Annotated in this window: 13 protein-coding genes; 5 read left to right on the forward strand and 8 right to left on the reverse strand. The window is 71.4% G+C overall.

Annotated elements, in window-relative coordinates:
• Positions 1–117 precede the first annotated feature (117 nt).
• Positions 118–639 carry a hypothetical protein gene (locus tag MBA17_RS39865; protein WP_238502938.1) on the forward strand — a complete coding sequence of 174 codons (522 nt, stop codon included), beginning with the start codon at positions 118–120 and terminating at the stop codon, positions 637–639.
• An 887-nt stretch (positions 640–1,526) separates the two neighbouring features.
• Here the strand turns inward: MBA17_RS39865 and MBA17_RS39870 are convergent.
• The 3 genes from MBA17_RS39870 to MBA17_RS39880 all read right to left on the reverse strand — a co-directional run bounded on the left by MBA17_RS39870 (position 1,527) and on the right by MBA17_RS39880 (position 4,117).
• Positions 1,527–2,294, reverse strand: a complete 768-nt coding sequence (locus MBA17_RS39870; RefSeq protein WP_238502939.1) for a bestrophin-like domain — start codon at positions 2,292–2,294, stop codon at positions 1,527–1,529.
• 92 nt (positions 2,295–2,386) lie between these two features.
• On the reverse strand, positions 2,387–3,562 hold the full coding sequence (locus MBA17_RS39875) for a cytochrome P450 (protein ID WP_238502941.1): 1,176 nt from the start codon (positions 3,560–3,562) through the stop codon (positions 2,387–2,389).
• Positions 3,563–3,640: 78 nt separating this feature from the next.
• Positions 3,641–4,117, reverse strand: a complete 477-nt coding sequence (locus MBA17_RS39880; RefSeq protein ID WP_238502943.1) for a hypothetical protein — start codon at positions 4,115–4,117, stop codon at positions 3,641–3,643.
• Positions 4,118–4,241: 124 nt separating this feature from the next.
• Between MBA17_RS39880 and MBA17_RS39885 the strand changes: the two genes are divergently transcribed.
• From MBA17_RS39885 to MBA17_RS39895, 3 genes are all read left to right on the forward strand, one after another.
• Positions 4,242–5,438, forward strand: coding sequence for a CysS/YqeB C-terminal domain-containing protein (locus MBA17_RS39885; protein ID WP_238502944.1), 1,197 nt, complete (start codon positions 4,242–4,244; stop codon positions 5,436–5,438).
• Between the two features lie 148 nt (positions 5,439–5,586).
• Entirely contained in the window at positions 5,587–8,487 is a 2,901-nt protein-coding gene (locus MBA17_RS39890) for an ATP-binding protein (RefSeq protein WP_238502945.1), read from the forward strand.
• Between the two features lie 95 nt (positions 8,488–8,582).
• Positions 8,583–9,365: an SDR family NAD(P)-dependent oxidoreductase gene (locus MBA17_RS39895; RefSeq protein ID WP_238502946.1), complete on the forward strand. Its 783-nt coding sequence runs from the start codon at positions 8,583–8,585 to the stop codon at positions 9,363–9,365.
• A 101-nt stretch (positions 9,366–9,466) separates the two neighbouring features.
• Here the strand turns inward: MBA17_RS39895 and MBA17_RS39900 are convergent, their stop codons facing one another.
• The 4 genes from MBA17_RS39900 to MBA17_RS50750 form a co-directional block, all read right to left on the reverse strand.
• Positions 9,467–9,940, reverse strand: a complete 474-nt coding sequence (locus MBA17_RS39900; RefSeq protein ID WP_238502947.1) for a GNAT family N-acetyltransferase — start codon at positions 9,938–9,940, stop codon at positions 9,467–9,469.
• Between the two features lie 37 nt (positions 9,941–9,977).
• Positions 9,978–10,727, reverse strand: a complete 750-nt coding sequence (locus tag MBA17_RS39905) for a DUF1838 family protein (protein ID WP_238502948.1) — start codon at positions 10,725–10,727, stop codon at positions 9,978–9,980.
• A gap of 180 nt (positions 10,728–10,907) precedes the next feature.
• Positions 10,908–11,150 (reverse strand): helix-turn-helix domain-containing protein, encoded by a 243-nt coding sequence (locus MBA17_RS39910; RefSeq protein ID WP_238502949.1) that lies wholly within the window; start codon positions 11,148–11,150, stop codon positions 10,908–10,910.
• Positions 11,151–11,807 (reverse strand): DUF2975 domain-containing protein, encoded by a 657-nt coding sequence (locus MBA17_RS50750; RefSeq protein WP_238502950.1) that lies wholly within the window; start codon positions 11,805–11,807, stop codon positions 11,151–11,153.
• A gap of 505 nt (positions 11,808–12,312) precedes the next feature.
• Here MBA17_RS50750 and MBA17_RS39920 point away from each other — a divergent pair.
• A complete protein-coding gene (locus tag MBA17_RS39920) occupies positions 12,313–12,741 on the forward strand; it encodes a TIGR03667 family PPOX class F420-dependent oxidoreductase (RefSeq protein WP_274386688.1) in 429 nt (142 codons plus the stop codon).
• Positions 12,742–12,749: 8 nt separating this feature from the next.
• On the opposite strand, the gene MBA17_RS39925 is transcribed toward MBA17_RS39920, so the two are convergent.
• Entirely contained in the window at positions 12,750–14,504 is a 1,755-nt protein-coding gene (locus MBA17_RS39925) for a CDGSH iron-sulfur domain-containing protein (protein WP_238502952.1), read from the reverse strand.
• Positions 14,505–14,566 lie beyond the last annotated feature (62 nt).

Here is a 14,566-nt window from a genome sequence, read left to right on the forward strand (position 1 = left end):
TGCCGGGCAGGATCACGGTGAGGTGCCGGGCAGGATCGCGGTGAGGTGCCGGACGGGATTACGGTGAGGTGCCGGGCAGGATCACGGTGAGGTGCCGGACGGGAGGAGAGGACCACGATGGCGTACACGGTGGCGCGCAGCAGGGACGAGGCACACCTGTACCTCGACCTGCATCCATGCGACGGCTGCGGCTCGGTCGACACGGCCTGGGAGCACGCGCCGGTCGAAACCGACGGCGAGCCGACCGTCAGCTACACCGGCAGGTGCGAGGGCTGCGGCGCGCAGCGGGGTTTCCTGTTCGGGCTGCCGGAGCGGGAGGTGACCGGCGTCGCCTTCCCGACGTTCGGCGGCCGGGAGCCGTCGCGGCTGCTCGACGCGGGGGAGTGGCTCTGGGTGGCCGACCTGACGGCCGGCAACGTGCCGCCTGAGCCCGCCGAGGCACGGCAGGCCCTGGCGACGGCCGCCGCCGCGATCGAAGAGGTCATCAAGTTCATCCCGCCCGGCCAGGAGGAGGTGCCGGAGGCGGCCTTCTGGTCCGACCGCGGGCGCGAGACACGGGCCGACGAGCCATCGCGATTCCAGCTGGAACGCCTGCTCTTCATCCGTCAGACCTACCGGGAACTCGCAGGCAGACTCTGACCCCGAGCGACGACCCCGAGCGACGACCCCGAGCGACGGGCCCGAGCCAGGAGCCTGAGCGACGACCCCGAGCGACCTCCGGACACGCCCCACCCCCGGTGCGCACCTTCACCGGACGGTGGGGACGATCGCCCGTGTGACATCCGACGTGGCCTGGTGCGTCTAACCAGCGCTCGCCGGCCACGTCGGCGGACGCCGGAGAACAACGGCCCGGGTACGGCCTGCCCGGGCCGAGGCCGGGATCGGCTGCCGGCCCGGTGCCCGGGCAACGGGCCGGCACGTCCGTCATCTGATGGCGCCGAAGGCCACAGCGGTGGCGGAGGCGATGACCGTGGTCAGGATGACCATGAGGAGCACCGTGGAGAGCGGGTTGCGGCGGCGTTGGGGAGCCTCTTGGGGCTGGGCGCGCAGCCTCGGGGCCTCTGCCTGGGTGCGGGTGGGTGTGGGGCTCGGGGTGGGTCGGGGAGTCGGCCGTGATTTCGGTGGCAGGTCGACGACCACGGGCTGAGGCGCCCGCGTCGGCTCGGGTCTCGGGATCGGGGGTCGAGTCGGAGGCGGGGTCGGGGTCGTGGGTGGTGTCGGGGTTCGGGTCGGTTCGGGGGCCAGAGTGGGGGTCGGAGTGGGAGTCGGCCTGGGCGGAGGCGAAGGGGTGGGCTCCGAGGTGGGGGCCGGTGAGGGGCACTCGCAGGGGGACGGGGGCAGCGACGCCGGAGGAGGCGGGGGCGGCGGTGAGCAGTGGCCCAGTTGGATCTCCAGGCGCACCAGCGCGTCGACGTCGAGGCAGACCGTGATCCCCGGCGGGCCGGGCGAGGCAATCGCGGGCTCGCCCACGCAGAGCAGGAGTAACGTCCCCGCGAGAATCAGTGGCGCGCGGCGGACTCGCATGGTCACGCGCCCCCGGCGATGCGCTGGAACTCCTGTAGCGCGTTGAGGAAGGCGTCGGGCCCGACGGCCAGCGCCCCGGCGAAGACGTGTGAGATGTCCCAGGTCATGTAGATGCCGAAGCCGAGCATCGCGGCCATCGCCAGCAGCGGCAGGATCGTCAGGCCACGCGGCCGGGCACCGGCGAGGAACGGGAAGAGGATGACGACGAGACCGGTCAGGATCGTCAGGGTGAGCAGCCCGGCGGGCGGCGTCGTCTGGGCGTCGGCGGCGCGCTGGTTGCGGGCGGCCGACATGTCCTTGATGTGATCGAGGACGAGGGTCTTGGCGTCTGCCGTGTCGTCGTCGTTCACCTGCACGGCGGTGACCTGGTTCCGCAGTGTGTCGAGGCGGGTCGCGCCCTCGCTGGAGAGCCGGCCCCCGGCCATCATCCGCCACTCGGCGTCGACCACGAAGTCGACGTAGTCGCGCAGCCCGGTCCGCAACTGGGCCTCGACGGACGGAGGCAGACCGGCGACCGCCCAGTAGGTCTCCACCGCGGCCTGGCTCTCGGCGAAGGTGTTCTGCCTGGCGGTGTCGGCCGTGGTCCACGGCACGATGATGGCGATCGCGAACACCAGCAGGAACAGCGCGGACAGCATCGCCCCGGCGTGCCCGCTGGACGGCCCGCCGGGATCGCGGTCGTCCGACCCCTTGTCGAGCTTCCTGAACAGGATGGCGGTGATTCCCACCACGCCCATGGCCGCGACCACGGCGAATATGCTTACCAGCATGACGATCTCCACGGCTTGGATACGACTCAGCCCCGGACGCCTTACCGGTCACTGATAGCTATATTGCTATCACATTAAGTAGTGATCGGGAGTCATTCCCAAGTGATCGGGATACGGGTCACTCCACCGGTCAGGGAGGCTTCGCGTTCCCGCAGCTCCTCGAAGGGGATCGCGAGCGCGAGCGTGGGGAATCTGCGGAACAGGGAGCCGAACACCGTGCGCAGCTCCACCCGGGCCAGGCTCGCCCCGAGGCAGTATCTGGCCGCGTAGCCGAAGGACAGGTGCGGATCCTCGGGCGCCCGGCCGATGTCGAACCGGTCGGGTTCCACGAAGGCCCGTTCGTCGCGGTTGGCGACGGCGGTGGAGATCAGCACCGCCTCGCCGCGTTCGATCGCCACCCCGCCGATCGTCACGTCCTCGTGGGCGTAGCGCGGCAGCCCGTGGTGCCCCGGCGCGGCCATCCGGAGGATCTCCTCCACCGTCGAGTCGGCCAGCCCCGGATCGGCGATCAGCGCGTCACGCTGGGCCGGGTTGCGGAGCAGCAGCAGCACGCCGTAGTCGATCCGGTTGACCGTCGTCTCGTGCCCGGCGAACAGCAGCCCGGCCGCCAGCGTGGAGATCTCCTCCTCGGAGGCGTCCATGGTGGCCAGGTCGGAGAACACGTCGGCCGCCGGAGCGCCGCGCTTGCCGTCCACGATCCGCCGGGCGTACTCGCCGAGTTCGGCCAGTGCCGCCCCCGCCCGCACCGGGTCGCCCAGGTCGCCCATCGCGTCGGCGAGCTTCCTGAAGTACTCCCGGTCGTCGTACGGCACGCCGAGCAGCTCGCAGATCACCAGTACGGGCAGCGGCAGGGAGAGCGTCTCCCGCAGGTCCACCGGCGGCGTACGCTCGGCCATCCGGTCGAGCAGTTCGTCGACGAGCTCCTGAACGTGCGGCCGCAGCGCGTTCATCCGGCGGGCGGAGAACGCGGGGGCGAGTATCCGGCGCATTCGCTCGTGCTCGGCCTTCTCCGTCGCGACGTCGCCGCGCGGCCCGCCGAGCAGCACCGAGTTGGAGATCCTGGCCGCGCGTTCCGGGTCGGGCGCCGAGCGGCCCAGCCGCGGGTCGGCGAACGCCTGCCGAGCCTCCTCGTAGCCGGAGACCAGCCAGGCGAGGTCGCCCGTCTGGGTACGAACCCTGGTCACCGGCGCGGTGACCCGCAACGCGCGATACTCCTCCGGAACGTCGAGAGGATCGTTGCGATCGAATGGCAGCTTAGGAACGTCCACGGCCGGAAGCACCCCCACGGCTCGACGGCAGGTCACTTCGAACGTGTCACCCCGAAGGCGGTCAGGCAAGCCAGTCTTTCAAGCGGGAGTGGGATCGAACCGGCCGGCCGGGGCGAGACTGAGCCCGTCCAGGGCCGCCGCGATCTCCGGGACCTCCCGCAGCGCCTCCCGCACGATCGGGTCGGTGTCCATCAGGAACGCCAGGTGCCGGATGGCGTGCGCGACCACGTTCGGCACCCCGAGGTCCTCCGGTGACGGAGCCGACGCGGAGCTGCCACGGGCGATGTCGAGCCGGGGCAGGCCGGTGGCCGGCAGCTCGGGCGCCGGATCAGGGCATATCGCATAAGTCAGCACGACCTGGCCTTCGGGCCGGTAGCGCCAGCTCGTGGAGTGGACCACGTTCGACGAGCCGGCGACGCCCGACAGGCGGCGAGCGGCCTCGTCGGGGCTCTCTCCCCGCTGCGGCGTCGTGACGAGACGGCGGTAGGCCCAGCCGCCGCCGTGGTCCGCGCGCAGGACCAGGGCCTCGACCGTGACCGCCACGTGCTGTTCCACCTGTCTCCCTCACTCATCTGCGACCAGTACGCAACAGCATCCCACAAGCATTAGCGCTATTGCCGTGGCGGCCCTTCTGTGGGTGGCTGGAGGAGAGAAGCGGGTCGAAAGAGGGAGAGCGCGCATGGGGGACCGGCCCGGGATACTGGTGCTCATGGGATCGGGTGAGACCAGCCCGACCATGGTCGAGATCCATCGTTCCGTCGTCCACCGGCTCGGCGGCGGGCCGCGGGCCGTACTGCTGGACACGCCGTACGCGTTTCAGGAGAACGCGGCCGACATCTCCGCTCGCGCGCGGCGATACTTCGCGCACAGCGTGGGCCTGACGGTGACCGCCGGCTCGGACGTCGGCACGGCCGACTGGGTGTTCTCCGGTCCGGGCAGCCCGACCTACGCGCTGGACCGGTGGAACGAGACCGAGGTCGCGGGCGACCTGCGGGCCCGGATCCGCGCGCGGGCCGGCGCGACCGTGCTGGCCTCGGCGGCGGCCTGTACGGCGGGCCTCGCGACGGTGCCGGTGTACGAGATCTACAAGGTCGGCGCCGAGCCCCACTGGCGCGAAGGGCTGGACCTGCTCGGGGTGCTCGGCCTGCGCGCGGTGGTGATCCCGCACTACGACAACGCCGAAGGCGGCACGCACGACACCCGCTTCTGCTACCTCGGCGAGCGGCGGCTCTCCCGGATGGAGCGCGACCTCCCCCCGGACGCCGCGGTGCTGGGCATCGACGAGCACACCGCTGTCGTCACCGACCTGCTGACCGGCGAGATCCGGGTGAGCGGGCGCGGAGGGCTGACCGTCCGGCGCGCCGGCTCGCAGGCGGTGCTGCCCGCCGGCACCGTGCTCGACCTGGCGCGGCTCCGATCCCTGATCGAAGGGCGGACGCTGGACGCCGCCCCCGAGCCGCCGCCCGCGACCCCCATGTCGCAGATCACCCTGGCCGAGGTGACCGGCGCGTGCGGCCGGCGCTTCGAGGAGGCCATGGGCGCGGGCGACACCGAGGCCGCGACGCAGGCCGTACTCGATCTGGAGGGGAACATCACGAAATGGGCGGCCGACACTGAAGAGGACGAGGGCGGCGTCGACCAGGCGCGCGAGGTGCTGCGGCGATTGATCTCGGGCCTCGGCCGCCTGGCCGACCCGCGTGACCCGCGCGACCGGCTCGCCCCGCTGGTCGAACCGCTGCTCACGGTCCGGTCGCACCTACGCGAACAGGGCCGGTACGGCGCGGCGGACGCGCTGCGCGAGGCCCTGCTCGCCGGCGGCGTCGTGGTGGAGGACACCCCCCACGGCCCCCGCTGGACTCTCGCCGCCTGCCAATAGGCTTGCTGCCAGTGGACCGATCGATGGGGGGAGCGATGATCGCACAGCGCAGGCCGAGTGCCCAGCCGCTGATCGTCGGCATGAAGGCCCGCCCCGCGGACCCACGACCTCTCCCCGCCCGCACCGGCGCCTGACCATCCTGCCTGCCGTGCGGTTCGGTGTCCTGGGGGCCTTGGGAGTGTGGTCCGCCGATGGCGAGACGGTCGCCGCCGGCGGACCGCAACTGCGCGCGCTGCTGGCGCTGCTGCTGCTGAACGCGGGCCAGACGATGGGCGTGCGGCGACTCGTCGAGGGCCTGTACGGCCCGCAGGCGCCGAGCGGTGCGGCGCACGCCCTGCAGTCCCAGGTGTCCCGGCTGCGCCACCGGCTCGGAGCCGCGGGCGAAACAGGGGATCTGCTCCAGTTCGGTCCCGCCGGATACCGGGTGCTCGTCGATCCCGACGACGTCGACGTGCACCGATTCGAGCGGCTCGCCGGCGAAGGGCGGCAGGTGCTCGCCGCCGGAGATCACACTGGCGCCGCCCGGCTCCTGGGCGAGGCTCTGGGTCTGTGGCGGGGGCCGGCGCTGGCCGACGTCATCGACGCGCCCTTCGCCGGGGAGCAGGCCGCCAGGCTGGAGGAGTTGCGGGTCGCCGTACTCGAAGACCTGGTCGAGGCGCGGTTGGCGGACGGTGAGCACCGCGACCTGGCGGCCGAGCTGCCGGAGATCGTGGCGGCGCATCCACTGCGGGAACGGCTGCGCGGACAGCTCATGCGGGCCCTGTACGGGAGCGGCCGGAAGGCCGAGGCGCTCCAGGTGTTCGAAGACGCGCGGCGGACGCTGGCGGAGGAGCTCGGTGTCGATCCCTCCCCCGAGCTCGGCGGTGTGCACCTGGCGGTGCTGCGCGCCGGGCCCTCGCCCGCCGAGCCGGCGGGAGGCGGCGTTCCGGCCCAGTTCACCAGTTTCGTGGGGCGCGACGGCGACCTCGGACGCGTCCGCGCGCTGCTCGGCGAGCGACGTCTGGTCACGCTCACCGGGCCCGGCGGGGTCGGCAAGACCCGGCTGGCGGTCGAGGCAGCCGGGCGGGAGCAGGATGAGGTCCGCTTCGTCGACCTGGCCCCGCTCGCCGACGGCGCGGCCGTCCCGCAGGTCCTGATCAACGCGCTGGGCCTGCGCGAGGCCGGGCTGGTGCCCGCGCTGTCCGGTCCGCTCGACCCCGTGGAACGGCTGATCGCGGGGCTGGCCGATCGGCGGGTGCTGCTCGTCCTGGACAACTGCGAGCACGTCGTCGCCGAGGTCGCCACGCTCGCCCGTCGGCTGCTGGCGGCCTGCCGGGACCTGCGGATCCTGGTCACCAGCAGGGAGAGGCTGGGCCTCACCGGGGAGACGCTGCACCCGGTCCCGCCGCTGCCCCTGGACGGCGGCGGCCCGGAGGCGCTCGGCCATCCGGCGGTGCGACTGTTCGCCGACCGGGCCGCCGCCGTGCGGCCCGGTTTCCTGATCGACGACGCCAACGTCGACGCGGTGCTGCGGGTCTGCCGGGCGCTGGACGGACTGCCGCTGGCGATCGAGCTCGCGGCCGCGCGGCTGCGGTCGCTGACGCTCGAGGAGGTCGAGGCCCGGCTGGACGACCGGTTCCGGCTCCTGTCGCGCGGCGATCCTTCGGCGGCGCCCCGACACCGGACGCTCCGCTCGGTCGTCGGGTGGAGCTGGGACCTGCTGAGCCGCCCCGAACAGGCGCTGGCCGCGCGGCTGACGGTCTTCAGCGGCGGCGCGCCGCTCCAGGCGGCCGCCCGGGTCTGCGGGCCGTCCGAGGACGAGGTCGTCGAACTGCTCGCCGACCTCGTCGACAAGTCCCTGGTGGAGGCCGGCGGGGGCCGGTACCGCATGCTGGAGACCGTCCATGAGTTCTGCGCCGAGCGGCTGGCCGGCGATGGCGAGCGGGAACAGGTGAGGGCGGCCCACGCGGCGTACTTCCTCGAACTGGCCCGGGTCGCCGAGCCGCACCTGCGCGGCCCTGACCAGCTGACGTGGCTGGCCCGCCTCGACGCCGAACGCGGCAACTTCCACGCGGCGCTCCACTGGGCGGCGGGGGCCGACCCCACGCTCGGGCTCCGCCTGCTCGCCGCCCTGTCGTGGCAGGGGCAGTTGCGGGGACTGCCCGGAGAGCGAGCCGTGGTGGCCGCCGGCCTGCTCATCACGATCGGCGACGAGCCGCCCGCCGGTCTCGAAGAGGAGTACACGCTGTGCCTGGCGCACGCCGCGGTCGCCGACAACGTGCACGATCAGCGACTGCGCGATCATCTGGAGCGCCTTGCCGATCGGCGTCTCCGATACCCGTTCCTGCGCGTCCTGCGGCTCATGGTGAACGGCCCCTGCCGCGCGGACGGGGAGGTCCCCGCCGATCCGTGGTCTCACGCGTTCACCCGCCTGGAATCAGGGGCCAGGAGCCTCCTCGGCGGCGAGCGGGACACCGCCGAGCGGGCGTTCCGTGCCGCGCTGGAGGGGTTCCGCGGGACGGGGGACCGCTGGGGAGTCCTCGCCGCCCTGGAACAGCTGGCCGGGCTCGCGGACGAGACGGAGTTCGCCGCGCTGATGGCGGAGGCCATCGACCTGGCGGGACGGCTGGGCGCGGTGGAAGACCTGACCAGGCTGCTCGTCAGGAACGCCGACGGGCTGGCCGACGCCGGCCGGCTGCTCGCCGCGCGCGCGGAGTACGAGCGCGCCATCGAGTTCGCCCGCCGTACCGGAACGCCCGAGACCCAGGCCGGTGCCCAGCGCGGGCTCGCGGACGTCGCGCGCCTGCGCGGCGATCTGCCGGCCGCCCGCGAGCTGTACGACCGGGCGCTGCGAGGCTGCGCCCGGGCATCGATGGGCGCCGCGCGGACGCGCTGGCGGATCCTCACCGGCCTCGGCCGGGTCGCGGAGGCCGAACAGGACGCCGGCCAGGCCCGCTTCCGCTACCGGCAGGCCCTCGCCACCGCGCGCGCGTACGGAGATCGCCCGGCCGCCGCCGCCTCGGCTGAGGATCTGGCCGCGGTGGCCGCGTTCAACGCCGGTGGACGGTGAAGGGCGGTGTGCGGGTGGTGAGTGAGTGGTGGGTGCGTGGTGAGCGGTTCCTGCCAGCCTCGTGGTCATCGCCCAGCACTGACCAGGAGATCGATATGACGGACTTGACGGGCAAGACCGCGCTGGTGACCGGCGCCTCACGGGGAATGGGCCGAGCCATCGCCCAGCGGCTGGCCGCGGACGGCGCGCTGGTGGCGGTCCACTACAGCCGTGACGCCGACGCGGCCAAGGAGACGGTGGCCACGATCGAGCAGGCCGGTGGCGAAGCCTTCCCGGTCCAGGCGGAATTCGGCACGGACGGCGACGTGCGGACGTTGCTCACCGGCCTGACCGCGGGCCTTCATGGGCGGCCGCTGGACATCCTGGTCAACAACGCGGCCTGCGGGAACCAGGACACGGTGCGGGCCGGGTCGGTCGATCGGCTGACCCCCGGCCAGTTCGACGAGGTCTTCGCGATCAACGTGAAGGCGCCGCTGTTCCTCATCCAGGCGACACTGCCGCTGATGCCCGACGGCGGGCGCATCGTCACCATCTCCTCGCTCGCCACGCGGGTCGCCCTGCCCGGCCAGATCGCCTACGCGATGACCAAGGGCGCCCTGGAGGTCATGAGCCGGACGCTGGCGAACGCGCTCGGCGAACGCGGCATCACGGTGAACACGGTGAGCCCCGGCGCCACCGACACCGAGGTGACCGACACCCTGGACAACCCCGAGACCCGGACCGTCTTGGCGGGCCTGACCGCGCTCGGCAGGATCGGCCGGCCGGCCGACATCGCCGACGCCGTCGCATTCCTCGCCTCGGACGACGCCCGCTGGATCACCGGAAACGTGCTCGACGCCACCGGCGGCGCGTTCCTCGGCCCCATGTGGGCACGCTAGCCTCCCGCCGCACCCAGGCGGTCGCACCGCGCCTGTGGTGCCCGTGTCCCGGGCGCCACAGCGCGCCGGCGGCGCAGCCGATGCCCGTTGCTCGTCGTCGGCTATTCGGCCAGGTGGCGCAGGGATTCGTCGGTGAGGCGGAAAGTCGTCCACTCGTCCATCGGGACGGCGCCGAGCGACTTGTAGAAGCCGATCGAAGGCTCGTTCCAGTCGAGCACCGACCACTCCAGCCGCTGGTAGCCGCGTGCCACGCAGATCCGGGCCAGCCCGGTGAGCAGGGCCCGGCCGTGGCCGCCGCCCCGGCTGTCCGGGCGGACGTACAGGTCTTCGAGGTAGATCCCGTGGACGCCCCGCCAGGTGGAGAAGTTGCGGAACCACAGCGCGAAGCCGACCACGTCGCCGGTACCGTCGTCCTCCGCGATGTGCGCGAAGACGGCGGGGTCGGCACCGAAGAGGACGGCCTGGAGCTGGTCTTCCGTGGTGTGGACCTCGTGCCGGGCCTTCTCGTATTCGGCCAGGTCACGGATCATCTCGATGATCGCCGGAATGTCAGCTGGAGTCGCGGATCGGATCATTGCCGCATGTTACCCGCGCCGAGGGGGTGGGGCCGTCTCAGCCGGCGGTGTGCTTCTTGTAGTAGGTCCAGCTCGTCTCGTTGGGGGCCGACCAGCTCTCGGGGGCGTGCGCGAACTCGGGCCGGTGCTCGGCGACGTACGTGCGGACGTGCTCGGGGACCGCCTCCCAGTCGGCCATCTTCGCGCCCCGGCAGTGGTAGACCAGCGCGCCGGGCCGGTCGGCCATCCGCATCCAGGGCAGCCAGGGCGACACCCGCGACCAGGAGAAGGTGCAGGGCACGTTCTCCCGCGCCGGATCCTCCACGTCGGCGGCCCTGGCGAAGAACTGGAAGAGCTCCATCGCCCGGTAGGTGTCGTCGCCCGAGTTGTCGGGGAACTCGGCGACCGGCAGCGGCGACGGATAGGCCAGCAGGATGTCGGTGTTGAACACCATGTTCTCGCCGATCCGCGTCACCGGCACCCGGAACGGACCCCGCGGGCCGTCGGCCAGCCACCGCTGGTTGACCGGGTCGTTCCACACCTGCAGCACATCGACCCGTTCACCGCTGATCGGGTTGTCCCATTCGTCGAGGATCTCCCGGGAACGCGGGTCGAGGTAGAACGCCGCCTCCCTGCTGAGTAACTCGTAGCCGCCCTCCACGGTGACCGCACGGGCCAGGTTGATCCCTTCGAAGCCGAACAGGTGGTGCGGCCCGCCGTACGGGGTCCAGGCGTAGACGTCTCCGGTCCACCAGACGACCACCTCAGACCCACCGCGATCTGCCCTTACCCGGATGAAGTTCTCCATGGGGGGATTTCCTCCTACGTCGTACGGCATGCCACGCCGGCACCGCGCGCCGTACGTGGCGCGGTCCGTGGGTTCACGCTACTCAGGTGAGGGGGCCGGCCGCCGTAACGACTGGAATGCCGGCGTGGATCTTCGGTACCGACGCCGGTGTTCGCCGGGGACGGTTCGGGGCGGCGGCGGTCAGGCGTCATCCGGCGACGGCGGGGTGTAGTGGAGGAGGTCGCCGGGCTGGCAGTCGAGGACCTCGCACAGGCGGGTGAGGGTGGAGAAGCGGATGGCCTTTCCCTTGCCGGTCTTGAGGATCGACAGGTTGGCGATGGTCACCTCGACACGTTGGGAGAGTTCGGTCAGGGTCATCCCCCGGGCGGCGAGGACTTCGTCGAGACGGATCACGATGCTGCCGCCGGATTCACCGGGCGGCATTCAGATCGTGCCCTCCAGTTCGTCGAACATGACGAGCCCGCGCCGGATGACCTCGGCCACCACGAACACCCCCACCCCGACGAACATCACCCCGACCGGGAGGTCGTCGAGCGCCGGCAGCAGGTAGCCGCCGGTGGTCATGAGGCCGGTCGCGATGGCCTTGGCCGCCGCGCTCAGCGCGAAGGACACCAGGGATCCGATGATGAGGACAGAACCGATCTTCCGCAGGTAGGAGGCGGTGGTCGTGGAGAACAGGGCCCGGTCGCTGTAGCGGCAGTAGGTGGTGATCCGCAGCAGCCAGAAGAGGGTCAGCAGCGCCGTCAGCATGCCGGGTAGCGAGTCCAGCAGGTTCAGCAACGCTACGACGGGGGCGTGGTCGGCGTTGTGCAGGCTCATCCTGATGGACGTCTCGACGACCTCGGTGCCGGGGGTGAGCGCCCCGTCGAGCGTGACCTCCGCCTTGGCCGGCCACAGGCCCTGGACTCCGTAGTCCTTGTAGTGGGAGCCCGGCAGCGCCGTCAGGACGCTCGCCAGCACCCCTGCGGCGACTGCCAGCAGGCCGAACACGATTCCGGTCTGGAGCAGCACGTGCAGGCGGCCGAACCAGCGGTCTTTCGTCGGGGGCGGCGCTTCCCGCGATGGTGAAGGTGTGCTCACCTAAACCACTCCTTATCGTTTTTCAATAAGAACGCCATCACCATAGCATCGAAAAACGATAAAACAACCTCCCTGCGCGGAGTCGGTGTCCTGTCGCCGGCCGGCCGGATGCGCGGATGCCACAGGGTCGGCCAGCCGGCTCGGACCCCATCGGCAGGCTCATCGCACAACCCCTGGAACCGGAACAGCGCCTCAGCCATGGCAGCCCCCCGCCTGTGGCGATATGACGGCCGTGGTGGTGCTCCGGTCATGGCGATGCGAGGGCTGTGGTGGTGCTCCGGCTTTGGCGATGCGACGGCCGTGGTGGTACTCGGGTCATGGCGATGCGAGGGCTGTGGTGATGCCCCAGCCTATGGTGGTGAGACGGCGGTGTGCGGTCGCCGAATAACGTTAAACTTAATATGACGGCACGTGGTCGTGTGTCATCGAACGGTTCGTGTAAATTACGTTGAACAGCAGGGAGAGCGAGCTGTATCGACGCGCTTCATTGGCCTACGATGGGCCGATGAATGTTATTCCAGGAAACTCCTCTCCCTTCGGTGAGCGTGTGCGTCGGCGGCTTGGGGAAGAGACGGTGATCTGGCTGACGACCGTGGGGCGCGACCTCACGCCGCAGCCCAATCCGGTGTGGTTCCTCTGGGACGGCGCCGACGGGGTCCTGGTCTACAACCGGGCCGACGCGAAGCGGCTCGACCACGTCAGGGAGCGTCCGCGGGTCTCCTTCAACTTCGACGGAGACGGTGCCGGTGGCGACATCATCGTGCTGACCGGCGAGGCCGAGCCGGTGGCCGGCAACCCGCCGGTGATCCACTATCCAGACTATCTGGAGAAGTATCGCGAGGGGATCGCGCGAATCAGCGGCAGCGTCGACGTGTTCGCGAAGGCGTATCCCGTGCCCCTGCGGATACGCCTTACCCGCGTCCGCGGTTACTGACCGCCCGGCTATTCCGGCATGTCCGTCTCCAGCCAGCGCGCGAATACGGCGATCCGGTCCTTGGGCCAGGCGCCGTCGCAGGGCATGGAACCGCTGCGTAAACGGCTCAGAATTTCGGGCGCATGCGATTTCACGTCCGTATAGGACCACAAATCCAAGGCGAATTTCATGGCATTCCGGTCGCGAGCCCTGAACAGGGGCTTGATGTGCTCCCCGTACCTGACGTCGTCGCCGGGGGCGGGGAGCGTCACCGGCTCTTCCTCCTCCTGTACGGCCAGCGCGGAGACCCGCGCGCCGGGGGTCGCGTTGCACACCCACCACCAGCGCGGCACCGGCATGCTCTTCGGCGGCTTGGCCGCGGTCTGGGAGTTCTCCACCGCGATCCGCGAGCCCCATTCGAGATAGGCGACGAAGGCGGCGCGGAACTCCGCGTCGTTCGGCACGCCCGCCTGGTCGGCGGCGAGGCACATGAGCGAGACCCAGCGGGCCCGCTGGTCCTCCGTCAGGCCCTTCCCCATGTGCTGCGAGATCATCCGGTCGTAGCCGCCGTAGTCGTGGGTGTAGGCGTGCGGGCCGCCGAAGACCTCGCCGAGCCACTTGGCCACCCGGATCGGGTGATCCGGGGCCATGCTCGCGAACAGCGGGCCGATGAGCGGGTCCTGCGGGACGTACTTCTCGTAGAACAGGCGGGTCATCCGGGTGAGCGCGGGCAGGCCGCCGACCCACTCGAAGAGCGTCTCCTCGACGTCGGGGTCGCGCACCGGGTCCTTGAACGGGGTGTTCCAGTGCATGCCGCTGCAGAAGGGCTTGTTCAGTGAGTGCCCGCAGCGGCACAGGCTGTAGTGTTCGAGCGAGGCTCCCTGGTTGCGCTGCGGCTCGGCGCCGCCGTCCTCGACCAGGCGGATCGCCCCGGTGATCCGGTACGGCCCGTCCTTGGAGACCTCGATGGCCGGCTTCCTGGTCTCGTCGACCACCTGGCGCTGCTCCCGCCCGTCGAGCGCGAAGCTCAGCGCGCCGGAGGGACAGGCGCGGACCGCCGAGACGATCTCGTCCATCCGGCCGCCGCTCGGCGCGACGAAGGGCTCCTGGCCGAGCCGGAACACCGTCGCGAGCCGGTCGGTGCAGAACCCGGAGTGGGCGCAGGTCCCGCGGTTGTCCAGCACGGTGACCTGGACTCCCGGGTAGGCCTCGCGTTCGTCGGGGACCCGTTTGGGATCCTTGTCGCCGGAGAAGCCGGTCCGGGTGTGGCTGCCGTCGCAGAGCGGCTTGGCCGCCGAGGCGCCGCACCGGCACAGCGCGACCTGCGGGGCGGTGGTGAGGGGCTCGCCCAGCCAGGTGTGCAGTTCGACGTTGGTGGCGAGGTAGGGGCCGTCCCGCGCCACCTCGATCTCGCTGTCGAGCCCGGCGGAGAGGTCGCGGAGTTCGGCGAGGCGCTTCTCGGCGGTGCCGGCGTCCTCGTCGTGCGACGCCTGGAGGGACAACGCCTGGAGCGTCGCGGTGGCCTCCTTCAGCGCCGTGCTCGCCTGACCGGCGGCCTGGACCCGCAGCTCCGTCGCGGTCCTGGCCAGCGTCCACAGCCGGGTCTCCGGCGGGCCGGAGTCGTCGGCGCCGTCCGCCGGCGTTCCGGCGACCCCGCGCAGCGGCGCGATCACGCTGTCGCGCAGCCGGCGTGCGGTCTCCTCGGAAAAGCCCGGGTGTCGCCTGATGTCGCGCTCCAGTCGCAGGACGTCTCGGAGCAGCGCACTCAGCTTGTCGTCCGTCATCACGTGACCTCGATCGATTCTGACCTGGTGTTCACTGACAGAACTGTTCGCAGATGTTCACA

It is taken from the genome of Dolomitihabitans soli, assembly GCF_022213955.1.
Classification (GTDB): Bacteria; Actinomycetota; Actinomycetes; order Streptosporangiales; family Streptosporangiaceae; genus Streptosporangium_A; species Streptosporangium_A soli.

Bases quoted from the DNA above. Each gene is read 5' to 3' on its own strand.
- MBA17_RS39885 (WP_238502944.1), top strand. From the start codon at position 4,242: ATGGGGGACCGGCCCGGGATACTGGTGCTCATGGGATCGGGTGAGACC.
- MBA17_RS39865 (WP_238502938.1), top strand. From the start codon at position 118: ATGGCGTACACGGTGGCGCGCAGCAGGGACGAGGCACACCTGTACCTC.
- MBA17_RS39925 (WP_238502952.1), bottom strand. From the start codon at position 14,504: ATGACGGACGACAAGCTGAGTGCGCTGCTCCGAGACGTCCTGCGACTG.
- MBA17_RS39920 (WP_274386688.1), top strand. From the start codon at position 12,313: ATGAATGTTATTCCAGGAAACTCCTCTCCCTTCGGTGAGCGTGTGCGT.
- MBA17_RS39870 (WP_238502939.1), bottom strand. From the start codon at position 2,294: ATGCTGGTAAGCATATTCGCCGTGGTCGCGGCCATGGGCGTGGTGGGA.
- MBA17_RS39910 (WP_238502949.1), bottom strand. From the start codon at position 11,150: ATGCCGCCCGGTGAATCCGGCGGCAGCATCGTGATCCGTCTCGACGAA.
- MBA17_RS39895 (WP_238502946.1), top strand. From the start codon at position 8,583: ATGACGGACTTGACGGGCAAGACCGCGCTGGTGACCGGCGCCTCACGG.
- MBA17_RS39900 (WP_238502947.1), bottom strand. From the start codon at position 9,940: ATGATCCGATCCGCGACTCCAGCTGACATTCCGGCGATCATCGAGATG.
- MBA17_RS39905 (WP_238502948.1), bottom strand. From the start codon at position 10,727: ATGGAGAACTTCATCCGGGTAAGGGCAGATCGCGGTGGGTCTGAGGTG.